The sequence below is a fragment of the Xenorhabdus sp. TH1 genome, assembly GCF_037260955.1.
GTDB classification, from domain to species: Bacteria; Pseudomonadota; Gammaproteobacteria; order Enterobacterales; family Enterobacteriaceae; genus Xenorhabdus; species Xenorhabdus griffiniae.
In genome coordinates this window covers 3,371,743-3,385,217 of record NZ_CP147734.1, presented here as the reverse complement: position 1 = coordinate 3,385,217, position 13,475 = coordinate 3,371,743, and the positions used below count along the sequence as shown (strand labels likewise).

The following is a 13,475-nucleotide window of genomic DNA, read 5'->3' as shown; positions in this document are numbered from 1 at the left end:
ACAGTGGCTTATATGAACAAATTTCAACTAAGAAAAATTACAGTGCAGCGATAGTCTCTTTCTGCGTCAGTAGTTTTTCTTTTGCGGCATTGTTGGTCGCCAGGCGTTCGCGCTCTTTGGCAACAACGGCTTCGGGTGCACGGCTGACAAAACCTTCGTTAGCCAGTTTGGCTTCAATACCGCTGATCTCTTTATCCAGCTTCTCGATTTCTTTATCCAGACGCGCCAGTTCTGCATCTTTATTAATCAAACCAGCCATTGGGATCAGCACTTCAGCCCCATCGATCAGTTTGGTGACAGAAACAGGTGCTTCTTCTCCTGCTGCCAACACAGTAACAGAAGAGAGACGCCCCATTGCCTGAATGAAATTGAGGTTTTCAGCGACACGGCGTTGTGCATCATGATTCGCATCACGTAGCAGAACTTCCAGTGGCTTGCTTGGTGCGATGTTCATTTCGGCACGAATGTTACGCACGGCAATGATCGCTTCCTTGATCCACTCCAGATCGTTCAGTGCCAATTCATCTGCTTTCGCCTGATCGAATTCAGGGAACGGTTGCAGCATGATAGTATCCGCATCAATACCTTTGACCACTTTCACACGCTGCCAGATGGTTTCAGTGATAAATGGAATGATTGGGTGTGCCAAACGCAGCAAACCTTCCAAAACTTCAATCAGGGTATGGCGAGCCGCACGGACTTCGGCTTCTGTCCCTTTGTTGATTGCCGGTTTGGACAGCTCCAGATACCAGTCACAGAATTGGTTCCAGGTGAATTCATAAAGAATGTTAGCGGCGATGTCGAAACGGTGAGTATCCAGCGCTTCACGATAGGCTTTAACGGTCTGGTTGAACTCTGCCAGGATCCAGCGATCTGCCAGTGACAGTGACATTTCACCACCGTTCTGTCCGCAATCTTGGCCTTCTGTGTTCATCAGCACGAAACGGCTGGCGTTCCACAGTTTGTTACAGAAGTTGCGATAACCTTGCAGGCGCTTCATGTCCCAGTTGATATCACGACCGGTAGAAGCCAGTGCGGCCAGAGTGAAACGCAAGGCGTCAGTACCGTGGGCTTCAATGCCTTCCGGGAACTGTTTTTCGGTACGCTTGCGGATTTTCTCTGCCAGTTGTGGCTGCATCATATTGCCGGTACGTTTTTCCAGCAGCTCTTCCAGCGAGATACCATCGATCATATCCAGAGGGTCGATGACGTTCCCTTTGGATTTTGACATTTTTTGGCCTTCTTCATCGCGGATCAGGCCAGTCATGTAGACTGTTTTGAATGGCACTTGTGGTTTGCCGTTTTCATCTTTGATGAAGTACATGGTCAGCATGATCATGCGGGCAATCCAGAAAAAGATAATGTCGAAGCCACTGACCAGCACATCCGTTGGATGGAAGGTTTTCAACGCGTCAGTCTGCTCAGGCCAGCCAAGGGTAGAGAATGTCCACAGGCCAGAGGAGAACCAGGTATCCAGTACGTCTTCGTCTTGAGTCAGGGTGATATCTGCACCCAGATTGTGCTCGCGGCGAACTTCTTCTTCATCGCGACCAACATAAACGTTGCCTTGTGCGTCATACCACGCCGGAATACGGTGGCCCCACCACAATTGACGGGAAATACACCAATCCTGAATATCACGCATCCAGGAGTAGTACATGTTTTCGTACTGTTTTGGCACGAACTGGATATCACCGTTTTCAACTGCTTCAAGCGCCACTTTTGCCAGTGGTGCAGTGCGAACATACCATTGGTCGGTTAGCATGGGTTCGATAACCACGCCACCACGGTCGCCGTAAGGGACCGTCAGGTCATGAGGTTTGATCTCAACCAGCAGGCCCTGTTTTTCAAATTCCGCCACAATCGCTTTACGGGCAGCGAAACGCTCCATGCCACGGTATTCGGCAGGAATATCCGTCGAGTAGATAGCGGAAACTTCGCCGTTGCTGTCGAAGACTTCTGCCGCTTCACGAATATCGCCGTCGAAGGTCAGGATATTGATCATTGGCAGGCTATGGCGCTTACCGACTTCATAGTCATTGAAATCGTGGGCTGGGGTGATTTTCACGCAGCCAGTGCCTTTTTCCATGTCAGCATGTTCATCGCCAACGATAGGAATACGCCGGTTCACCAGTGGCAGGAGAAGCTCTTTGCCAATCAGATCCTTATAACGTGGATCTTCCGGGTTCACGGCAACACCGGTATCCCCCAGCATGGTTTCGGGACGGGTTGTGGCAACAATCAGGTAGTCTTTGCCTTCTGCAGTCTTAACGCCGTCAGCCAGCGGATAGCGCAGGTGCCACATGGAACCTTTTACTTCACGGTTTTCGACTTCCAGATCAGAAATCGCCGTGCGCAATTTCGGGTCCCAGTTAACCAGGCGTTTGCCACGGTAAATCAGATCATCCTGATACAGGCGAACAAAGGCTTCTTTAACCGCTTTGGACAAACCTTCATCCATAGTGAAGCGCTCACGCTCCCAATCTACGGAGTTACCCAGACGGCGCATCTGGTTGGAGATATTGCCACCCGATTCTGCTTTCCACTGCCAAATTTTGTCGATAAAAGCTTCACGACCATAATCATGGCGAGTTTTGCTTTCTTCTGCCGCGATCTTACGCTCAACAACCATTTGGGTTGCGATACCCGCATGGTCAGTCCCTGCTTGCCACAGAGTATTTTTACCCTGCATACGTTGGTAACGCACCATGGTATCCATGATAGTCTGCTGGAATGCGTGTCCCATATGCAGGCTGCCGGTGACGTTTGGGGGTGGAATGACGATGCAGAAACTTTCGCGGCTGGTATCGCCATTCGGCTTGAAGTAACCACTCTGTTCCCAGTGGTTGTAAAGGGGTTGCTCTATCTCTGCCGGATTGTACGTTTTATCGAGAGATGGCTCAGGTTGCGTTTGAGTAGCGGGTGTCTTTTCCATTGTGTCTTGATATTTAATAGGTTGGCGGGGTTGCCATGGTCAAATTAAAGCCGACGCTACGATAGGATTTATATCGTTCGCGCGCTAACTGTTTCAGATTTTCATCAATAGGAACGAAGTCTATCACTTCATGGAAAGCTGTGGCAAAGTCTGCAAAATGAGGAAGCAGTGTCACTAACACATCGCGGGGGACATTGCCTCTTTTTTGTGGCCAGCATAACTCCACGGGAGCACCGTATCGAGGGCCTTCGCCGGCAAGATTGTGCGGTACAAATTGACTCGGTTCTCTCTGCCATAATGCTTCGTCTAATTTTTCGGCTTGTTGCTGGCTTTCACAAGCAATCAGAACCCGTTTCCCTGCACGCCATTGATCAGCAGCAAGCTGACATGCCAGCCATTCATGTGGTTGTAGATCATCTGACGATGATTGTTCCGATAACAGCTTTTCCGGTGACAGCTTTTCTAATAAATAGAAGGTGGCGTTTTTCATAGTTTCTTGGTTGCAAGGTTACTGGAAACAGTAAGGGTATTGCAGTTGCAATACCCTTAATGCCATTAAGCGGCAGGGGCATTAATCATCAGAATTCAAACCTGAACGATTTAACAGGAATTGTGACAGGAGCGCAACCGGACGACCCGTTGCTCCTTTCGCTTTACCTGAACGCCATGCTGTACCTGCGATATCCAGATGTGCCCAGTGGTATTTGCTGACAAAGCGAGACAGGAAAGCACCTGCGGTAATGGCACCACCAGAGCGTCCGCACGAGTTTACCATATCCGCAAAATTGGATTCTAACTGTTCGGTATACTCATCAGCCAACGGCAGACGCCATGCACGATCGCCTGCTTGCTCTGAAGCATTCAGCAGTTCATGCGCCAGAGGATTATGGTTAGACATCAGGCCAGTATAGTGACCGCCCAGTGCGATAACACAAGCGCCAGTCAAGGTGGCGACATCGATGACTGATTCCGGTTCAAAACGCTCAACATAAGTCAGCGCATCGCACAGTACCAGACGACCTTCCGCATCGGTGTTTGTCACTTCAACGGTCTGGCCGGACATGGTAGTCAAAATGTCTCCAGGACGATAGGCGCGTCCGCCAGGCATATTTTCACAACCCGCCAGGACACCGATGACATTGATTGGCAATTGCAGTTCGGCAACAACGCGCATGGCGCCATAGACGGAAGCTGCACCGCACATATCATATTTCATCTCATCCATGCCTTCAGCCGGTTTGATCGAGATGCCGCCAGAATCAAAGGTCAGCCCTTTGCCCACCAATACGATCGGTTTCGCATTGGCGTCTGCGCTGCCTTTATATTCCATAATGGCCATCAAAGATTCATTCTGCGAACCCTGACCAACCGCCAGATAAGAATTCATACCCAGCTCTTTCATCTGCTCTTCACCAATAACTTTGGTGGTCAGGTTAGCCACGTTGTCAGCCAGCTGGCGCGCCTGTGATGCCAAATACGCAGCATTACAGATATTGGGTGGCATATTGGCGAGATCTTTCGCCGCCTTGATACCCGATGCAATGGCAAGACCATGCTGAATAGCGCGTTCGCCGCTGGTCAATTCGCGGCGGGTCGGCACATTGAACACCATTTTACGCAGCGGGCGACGTAGCTCATTTTTGCTGCTTTTGAGCTGATCAAAAACATACAGTGACTCTTTGGCTGTTTCGACCGCCTGACGTACTTTCCAGTAATTATTGCGCGCCTTCACATGCAGCTCTGTCAAGAAACAAACTGCTTCCATTGAGCCGGTTTCGTTGAGGGTATTGATCGTTTTCTGGATAATTTGCTTATACTGGCGCTCATCCAGTTCACGTTCTTTTCCACAGCCTACCAGCAAAATACGCTCAGACAGTACATTTGGAACATGATGTAGCAACAAGGTTTGACCTACCTTGCCTTCAAGTTCACCACGGCGCAATAAGGCACTGATATAGCCATTACTTATTTTATCAAGTTGCTCTGCGATAGGGGAAAGACGGCGGGGTTCAAACACACCGACAATAATACAGGCACTGCGCTGTTTCTCCGGGCTACCGCTCTTTACACTAAACTCCATGAGTTCTCCTGAATCTTAAAGACAAAGACGGATACAATCGCTAAAATACCGCGTTCCGCATTCATTCATCCCAAAGAAAATTAACGGTTATGTTAACTAAGCATATTATTTTTTGATACTTAGATAACGATAACTGTGTTCTAATTGGGAACCAATATATGGAATGCTTTGGTATCATTTTAGCGATGGGGAAGCCAAACTGATTCATATAAATGGTAGATATACGACGAAGTTAGCGACTTTCCTGCAAAAAGACAAGTTTTCACAGGCGTAATAAGCGTGATCATCATTAGATATCTAGTACGGGAAACCCTGAAAAGCCAAATCGCAATACTGTTCATCTTATCGCTGATCTTTTTCAGCCAAAAATTAGTGGACGTATTGGGTGCGGCGATGGAAGGGAATATTCCCGCAAATTTGGTTTTATCGTTGTTAGGTTTAGGTGTGCCGGAGATGGCGCAGCTTATTTTACCCCTGAGTTTATTTCTTGGGGTGTTAATGACGTTCAGCAAACTCTATACCGAAAGTGAAATCACCGTCATGCATGCCTGCGGGTTGGGCAAAAGTGTCATGGTGAAATCAGCCCTTATTCTGGCGCTATTCACATCAGCATTGGCGGCAGCCAACGTTATCTGGATCACACCGTGGTCTGCTAAATATAAAGCGCAAGTATTAGCAGATGCAAAAGCAAATCCAAGTCTTGCGGCTATCATGGAAGGGCGGTTTAAGTCTTCCCGTGATGGCAGCATGGTGCTGTATATCGGTAATGTGAAGGGCAACTCTTTTGAGAATGTTTTCTTGGCTCAGCTCCGTCCTACGAATGATCAGCGCCCTTCTGTGGTCATTGCAGATGGTGGGCATATGGAAGAGCGTCCGAATGGTAATCAGGTGGCAGTCCTCCATCAAGGAACGCGCTATGAAGGTACAGCTTTATTGCGTGACTTCCGCATTACTGAGTTCATCAACTATCAGTCGACGATTGGACATCAAAAAGCCGATATCGATAACAAAGTTGAACAAAAATCGATTGAACAGCTTTGGCATGATACAGACAACGACTCCCGCGCAGAATTTCACTGGCGTTTGACGTTGATTGTTTCGGTGCTAATTATGGCGTTGATGGTGGTGCCGTTAAGTGTTGTGAACCCACGCCAGGGGCGGATACTCAGTATGTTGCCATCCATGTTGCTCTACCTGATTTTCTTCCTGTTGCAAAGTTCCCTGCATTCTAATGGCAGTAAAGGTAAACTTGATCCCCTGTTTTGGATGTGGTTGGTCAACGGGGGATATTTTGCGTTGGCTATGATGCTTAATCTGTGGGATACCGTACCCATGCGCAAACTGCGTTCACGCTTTAAGACTCAAGGAGCGTTATAATGTTTGGGGTATTGGATAGATATATCGGCCGAACCATCTTACAAACCATCCTGATGACTTTGTTTATGCTGGTATCGCTTTCCGGCATTATTAAATTTGTCGATCAGCTCCGCAAAGTTGGGCAGGGGGAATATACTGCACTTTCTGCTGGCGTTTATACCTTGTTGAGTGTACCCAAAGATATTCAGATTTTCTTCCCAATGGCTGCTTTGCTTGGTGCGTTATTGGGCTTGGGAGCACTGGCAACACGTAGTGAGCTGGTGGTTATGCAGGCCTCTGGCTTTACTCGTCTACAAGTGGCTGGCTCAGTCATGAAAACAGCAATCCCGCTGGTTTTACTGACGATGGTGATTGGTGAATGGGTTGCCCCGCAAGGAGAGCAGTTTGCCCGTAATTATCGCTCGCAAAAAATGTATGGTGGTTCACTGATGTCTACCACTAAAGGGCTTTGGGCGAAAGATGGCTACGATTTTGTCTATATCAAGAGTGTCGGGAAGGATAATGCCTTGAACGGCATCAACATTTATCATGTTGATGACAACCAAAAGCTGTTATCCATAAAGTATGCGGCTTCTGCGGTGTATGACCAAAATAACCATCAATGGAAGTTATCTCAGGTTGAAGAATCCGATTTAACCCAAGATGGGCGGATCACTGGGACACAACGTATTTCTGCGGATTGGAAAAGTCGGCTGACACCAGAAAAATTGGGCGTCGTTTCTCTCGATCCTGAAGCGCTTTCTATACGCGGCTTGCATCAATATATTACCTACCTGCAACAGGGCCAACAGGATGCTGGACGCTACCAGCTTAATATGTGGAAGAAAATCTTCGCACCTTTGTCAGTTGCAGTAATGATGCTGATGGCACTTTCCTTTATCTTCGGGCCACTGCGTAGCGTACCGATGGGATTCAGGGTTGTTGTAGGTATCAGTATGGGCTTTGTGTTCTATGTCTTGAATGAGATATTCGGTCCGCTCAGTCTAGTTTATAGTATGCCACCGATATTAGGGGCATTGCTGCCAAGTCTGTTATTTTTCATAGTGAGTGTTTACTTACTTTTATATAGAAAATAATAACCTGATATCTCAGCAAACTTATCCGTCGCCTCCACCTTCAAGAGTGGAGGCGATTTCTTGTAAAACTAAATTTGCTTATGATTGCTCGCTAATGCTGCAACTAATTCATTAACTCCACTCGTCACACGACTAAATTTGCTTTGCTCTTTGCGGGTCATTACCACAAATACGCCAATATTGCTTTCAGGGATCATTGCCATATAGGTATTAAACCCACCGCCACCACCGGTTTTCTGGTAAATACCGGGAATATTGCCTTTAGCATCCATATATACCCAGCCAAGTCCAATACCATCTGCCAGACCTGCAACATCCATCCCTTTAATTGATTTCAGATCGGCACGTTTAAAGTAGATACCTTGTTCACGACTGGCAGTCTGCTTCCTTAACTGATTATGGGAAGATAAAAACTGTTGCATCCAGCGCTGCATATCTGCGGGGGTAGAATAAATTCCACCACTGCCTGCGGCGGCAATGGTGTTTACGCAAGGGCTAGATTTAACCCCGACCATCAAACGGGTGCATTGGGATGGTGTGGGGGTTAGCGTCGTATCTTTCATGCGATAAGGATGAGTAATTTCTTCTTGCAGCAGGCGGTCATAGGGTTTTCCCGTTGCTCTAGCAAGGGCATCAGCTAATAAATCATAGGCCAGATTGGAATACGAAGCTGTCGTGCCAGGCGCGGCATCTATTCCTGCGGTTTTCAGCCAAGCCCAGCGATTTGATTGGGTTGGCCAAATAAATACAGGGCGTCCCCATTTTCCACCAGGCTGTTCCCGTGGCAACCCGCTGGTATGGCTCGCCAGATGATACAGTCGGATTGGTTGGTTAACGTCATAATCCGGCACATGGACACCGTAATAAGTGTATTTCTGTAACGGATCGGTGATCTTAAGGTGTTTCTTCTGTGCCAACTTAACCATGACCTCGCTGGTCATCAATTTAGTAATAGAAGCAATACGAATTAAAGAATCTTGGCGTGGCCTAATACCGCTGCCTGGATAAGTTTCCCCAAAACTGCGATGCATAATCTGATTGTTATCGATCACCACCATTGCCATTCCCAAAGGCTTGCCTTCTTCAAAGATGGATTGGGAATATTGATCGACCAATGCAGTAGCTATTTTCTTGAGCTTGTCATTACCCTCAAATACTTCCCATTTTGCCGGTTGCGCATTAGATTGCTGAAATTTTTTCTGGTGTGAATAACCAGAATCTGCACAAGCTGAAATCGCCCATGTCATGACGGAAACTGCACACAGTTTATATAGCCGTTTTTTCATTTTTGGATTAACCAATCAGAGGGCATTCAAGTGAAGGAATAAAGCTATTATTTGTTTTTCTTAAATATCGCCATAATGGCACCAATAACGATACCTAACAGGATACCTGTAAAAATCCAACTGATAATGGTCATGATAATTTACCTCATAGCAGTGTATTGTTTTGAATTATATAAGGAGTTTAGAGGTTGTCTATTGGCTGGAAGGAATTGTGTGAGGAGGAATTGGCGGGATGTGGTGAAAAATTCGGTTTGCTTTTAAGTGTTGCTGGTAAAATCTGGTGAAAAAATAGAATAATCGATCCTTTTTTCGTCACTTGAACAAAATCGAAAGGATAAGTGTTGCGAATGCGCTTCTGACAGGTATAATGACCCCCGTTCTCCGAACCATTTCAGTGCCGAAGTGGCGAAATCGGTAGACGCAGTTGATTCAAAATCAACCGCCTTCGGGTGTGCCGGTTCGAGTCCGGCCTTCGGCACCATTCGTTAGTTTACTAGCGTCTACCCAAGTCTACAAACTCCCAAAAAACTCCAATAAATCAAGATGTTTAGTTATTTTGCCGTCTACTATGGTCTGTTGCAATCAACATGCACCAAGGGGCATAATTTGGGGCACCTACACTTCGATTGTAAATGTGCCCCAAAAATGAAACTAAACGCCCGACAAATCGAGACTGCGAAACCGAAAGAGAAATCCTATAAATTAGCGGATGGCGCTGGCTTGTATCTCGAAATCACGCCGCGCGGTTCTAAATACTGGCGCATGAAGTATCATCGCCCCACAGATAAAAAAGAAGATCGGCTGGCCTTTGGTGTTTACCCTGCTGTGTCATTAGCCGATGCACGCGTTAAGCGAGACGAAGCCAAAAAATTACTTGCTCAAGGTATTGATCCCAAAGCAGAGAAAAAAGACGCACAAGCCGAATCAAAGGGTGCATATACCTTTGAACGGATCGCGCGTGAATGGCACGCCAGCAATAAACGGTGGAGCGAAGACCATCGAGAGCGGATTATGCGAGGTTTTGAACAATACATTTTCCCTTATATTGGTACTCTTGATATTCGCACTTTACGAACCAGCCAACTGTTAGCACCGATCCAAGCCGTTGATACTGATGGTAAACATGATATAGCCCAGAGATTACAACAGCGTGTAGCTGCCATCATGCGTTATGCTGTCCAAAATGATCTCCTTGAATATAGCCCTGCCAATGATATGGCGGGTACTCTCACCATAGTAAAACCCAAACATCACCCTGCATTGCCTCATGAACGCCTGCCTGAATTTTTGGCTCGTCTTTCCTGTTACCGTGGGCGCTTGCTTACTAAAATCGCGGTAGAACTGACTTTATTAACGTTTGTTCGTTCCAGTGAAATGAGATTCGCCCGTTGGGAAGAAATCGATCTTGAAAGGGCTGTCTGGCATATACCGGCGATACGAAAACCCATTGATGGCGTTAAGCATTCTCAACGTGGTATGAAAATGAAAACCGAGCACATTGTACCATTGAGCCATCAGGCTATTTCGCTTATCGAAACCTTACACAGCCTGAGCGGAGAGAGTGAGGTAATGTTCCCCGGTGATCACGATCCAAAAAAAGTGATGAGTGAAAACACCGTTAATAATGCGTTGCGAGCGATGGGCTATGACACCAAAACAGAAGTTTGCGGACACGGATTCCGCACAATGGCACGCGGTGCAATGGGCGAATCTGGCCTGTGGAGTGATGACGCGATCGAACGCCAGTTAAGCCATATCGAAAGAAACAATGTCCGGGCGGCGTATATTCACACATCCAAACATTTGGATGAACGGCGGTTGATGGTGCAATGGTGGGCGGATTACCTAGATGCTAACAAGGAGCAATTTGTAACTCCTTATGATTTTGCCAAACCGCTTCGTGACAGAAAAAACCAGTAGTACAACCGACAAAAAATTTTACATACGGGATAAGCAATTACATAACGCATAAAAGCATGACATAAAAAACAACGCCCCAGTGTGCTGATACACATCTGAGGCGTCTAACCAATAACCGTTATACGAGGTAACGATGATGGCTGACATACAGCATACCCAAACTCACCCTAAATTTACACATTCAGATAAAACAGGCGGACAAAAACCGCTCGACCTAATCCAATCCGTGAAAAAATCTGCTATGTATCATTGGGAAAATCTTCTACCTGCCTGTGGTGTTGATATTCCTGCAAAAGGCAAACATGGCTCCTGTCCTATTTGCGGCGGAACTGACCGTTTTCACTTTATTGATGATCACCATAACGGCAACTGGCATTGCCGCCAATGTGACGCCCCAAACTATGGCGATGGGCTGGATTTAGTAGCGAAAACCAAAGGGATCTCAATTCTTGCAGCTGCAAAAATTATTGCTAACGTGCTGGCGTTGCCTTTGCCAGAACCCAAACCAGCTAAAGAAACCATTCAAACAACACAGCCAATTGCCGAAAGAGTAGCGGCACTAATGACGCTAACTGTCGCCGGAGAATCTCCCTATTTAACCGCAAAAGGATTGCATTGTTCTAACCAGCGATTACTGAAAGATGGTTCGTTATTATTGCCATTGATCACACTGGATAAAAAAGTTACAGGTGCGCAGATCATCAAACTGGATGGAACAAAGAAATTACTGTCTGGTAGCCAAAAGAAAAGTGCTTTTATTGCATTATCAAAGTTGGGAGAACATCCAGACACAGTGATCATTACCGAAGGTTACGCCACGGCATTGACCGTTAGCCAATTACATCAAGGCACCGTTCTGGCTGCAATAGATGCAGGTAATTTGTTCTCTGTCGCTCAATCAGTCCGAGAACATTGGCCTGATTCGAAAATCATTATTGCCGCAGATAATGATTGGCATCTTCCCGATGAGTTGGATAAGAACGGTAAACCGAAAAAGAATGTTGGCAAAATTGCGGCAGAAAAGGCCGCCAAAGCGATCAATGGATGGGTAACGTTACCACCAACTGAGTACAAAACCGACTGGGACGATTATCGCCAGCAACACGGAGTGGAAATAGCACGACAAGCCTTTATTCAGGGGCTTTATCAACCAACATCAATCAAGAAAAAAGCAGCTGTTCAGCTTAATAATGATACCGAATCTTCAAAACTGACATTATGCCAGATGGGAGCCAGTCAACGCGGGGAAGTGTTACTGGCGCGTTATAACGGAGATTTAGCGCTGGATGGTGCTTCGGAAACCGTTCATCACTATGATGGCATTGTCTGGCGTCCGGTCAGTGATCGCGATTTAAGGCGGGAAATGGTCGCCGCCTTTATGGAAGAGAAACTACCGTATTCACCGCATGGTATTAGTTCGGCTGTGGATGCTCTGAAATTACAGCTTCCCATGATGCAACCACCAGAACACCACTTAATCGGGTTTAGTAATGGCGTATTTGACCTGAAAGCCTGTCAGTTCCGGCCTCACCGCAAAAATGACTGGCTATTGCTTGCCAATGTCGTTGAATTCAATTCCCCTGTTTCCGGGGAAACCCTGCAAGATCACGCGCCCCAGTTCTGGCGCTGGCTCAATCAGGCAACAGCCAACTGTGAAAATAAAGCATATAGAGTGCTAGCGGCGCTGTTTATGGTGTTGGCGAATCGTTATGACTGGCAACTTTTTTTGGAAATCACTGGAGCCGGAGGCAGTGGCAAAAGCATATTTGCCGAAATTTGTTCCATGCTGGCAGGTAAAGGCAATACCGTTTCCGCAAGTATGGCCGCACTGGAAAACCCACGGGAACGGGCGTTGATTGTCGGCTATTCACTGATCATCTTGCCAGACCAAACTCGCTATGTAGGTGATGGTTCCGGCATCAAGGCGATTACTGGAGGCGATGAAGTTGCCATTGATCCGAAACACAAACAACCCTATTCAACTCGTATTCCTGCGGTGGTATTGGCAGTGAACAATAATGCCATGAGTTTCAGTGATCGCAGTGGTGGAGTATCGCGCCGTCGGGTGATTTTCAACTTTTCCGAAGTTGTGCCAGAAAACGAACGTGATCCACTCCTGCAGGATAAAATCGCGGCAGAATTGCCTGTAATTATCCGGCATTTGTTGCATCGGTTTGCTGATCCACAATCAGCGAGGTGTTTACTGGCAGAGCAGCAGAAATCTGCGGAGGCGCTGGATATCAAACGTAGCACAGATCCACTGGTCGATTTTTGTGGTTATCTTATTGCTTCCAATGAAGCTAACGGACTGTTAATCGGCAATGCGGAAATTATGCCGTTTAATCCCCGTAAGTACCTCTATCACACCTACCTTGCTTATATGAAAGGCAATAACCTGAACAAACCTGTTTCCGTGACTCGTTTTGGCATGGATATGCCGGGCGCACTGGCAGAATATGGTCAGCATTACCTGCGTAAGAAAAGCAAACAAGGCATTCGTAGCAATCTGAGCCTGCATCTTGATACTGCTATCGAATGGATGCCGAAACTGACAAGGAATAGCCAGCCAGAAGAATAATTTTTTTCTGATTTCAGACATTTTTCAAAGAAATATAAAAAAGTGTTCACCACTGTTCACTCTATAATTTAAACCAAATATATCAATGTATTATAGGCTGAATAGTTATTTTAAAACTGTTCACAACTATTCATCACTGTTCACCTTTTTTCTGGTTGGAGGTGAACGGTTGGGTGAAGAGTAGTGAAGAGTTTAATTTCAACCCATGACCCTTTAACAATAT

Annotated in this window: 8 protein-coding genes and 1 tRNA gene; 5 read left to right on the top strand and 4 right to left on the bottom strand. The window is 46.6% G+C overall.

What is annotated here, in order from left to right:
- Positions 1–37: 37 nt before the first annotated feature.
- The 3 genes from WDV74_RS14685 to pepA all read right to left on the bottom strand — a co-directional run bounded on the left by WDV74_RS14685 (position 38) and on the right by pepA (position 5,015).
- Complete coding sequence (locus tag WDV74_RS14685) at positions 38–2,935, bottom strand: valine--tRNA ligase (RefSeq protein WP_338883554.1); 2,898 nt, start codon at positions 2,933–2,935, stop codon at positions 38–40.
- Positions 2,936–2,948: 13 nt separating this feature from the next.
- On the bottom strand, positions 2,949–3,425 hold the full coding sequence (locus WDV74_RS14680) for a DNA polymerase III subunit chi (RefSeq protein WP_338883553.1): 477 nt from the start codon (positions 3,423–3,425) through the stop codon (positions 2,949–2,951).
- A gap of 81 nt (positions 3,426–3,506) precedes the next feature.
- Positions 3,507–5,015, bottom strand: a complete 1,509-nt coding sequence (gene pepA / locus WDV74_RS14675) for a leucyl aminopeptidase (protein ID WP_273570991.1) — start codon at positions 5,013–5,015, stop codon at positions 3,507–3,509.
- 279 nt (positions 5,016–5,294) lie between these two features.
- Between pepA and lptF the strand changes: the two genes are divergently transcribed.
- Positions 5,295–6,392: an LPS export ABC transporter permease LptF gene (gene lptF, locus WDV74_RS14670; RefSeq protein WP_338883551.1), complete on the top strand. Its 1,098-nt coding sequence runs from the start codon at positions 5,295–5,297 to the stop codon at positions 6,390–6,392.
- Entirely contained in the window at positions 6,392–7,468 is a 1,077-nt protein-coding gene (lptG, locus tag WDV74_RS14665; RefSeq protein WP_338883549.1) for an LPS export ABC transporter permease LptG, read from the top strand. Before lptF ends, lptG begins: the two co-directional genes overlap by 1 nt.
- A gap of 68 nt (positions 7,469–7,536) precedes the next feature.
- Here the strand turns inward: lptG and ampH are convergent, their stop codons facing one another.
- Positions 7,537–8,754: a D-alanyl-D-alanine-carboxypeptidase/endopeptidase AmpH gene (ampH, locus tag WDV74_RS14660; RefSeq protein ID WP_338883548.1), complete on the bottom strand. Its 1,218-nt coding sequence runs from the start codon at positions 8,752–8,754 to the stop codon at positions 7,537–7,539.
- A 396-nt stretch (positions 8,755–9,150) separates the two neighbouring features.
- On the opposite strand from ampH, the gene WDV74_RS14655 reads away from it, so the two are divergent.
- The 3 genes from WDV74_RS14655 (at position 9,151) to WDV74_RS14645 (ending at position 13,252) form a co-directional block, all read left to right on the top strand.
- Positions 9,151–9,235, top strand: a tRNA-Leu gene (locus WDV74_RS14655).
- Between the two features lie 164 nt (positions 9,236–9,399).
- Positions 9,400–10,674, top strand: a complete 1,275-nt coding sequence (locus WDV74_RS14650) for an integrase arm-type DNA-binding domain-containing protein (protein WP_228859824.1) — start codon at positions 9,400–9,402, stop codon at positions 10,672–10,674.
- A 136-nt stretch (positions 10,675–10,810) separates the two neighbouring features.
- Complete coding sequence (locus WDV74_RS14645) at positions 10,811–13,252, top strand: toprim domain-containing protein (protein ID WP_338883545.1); 2,442 nt, start codon at positions 10,811–10,813, stop codon at positions 13,250–13,252.
- Positions 13,253–13,475 lie beyond the last annotated feature (223 nt).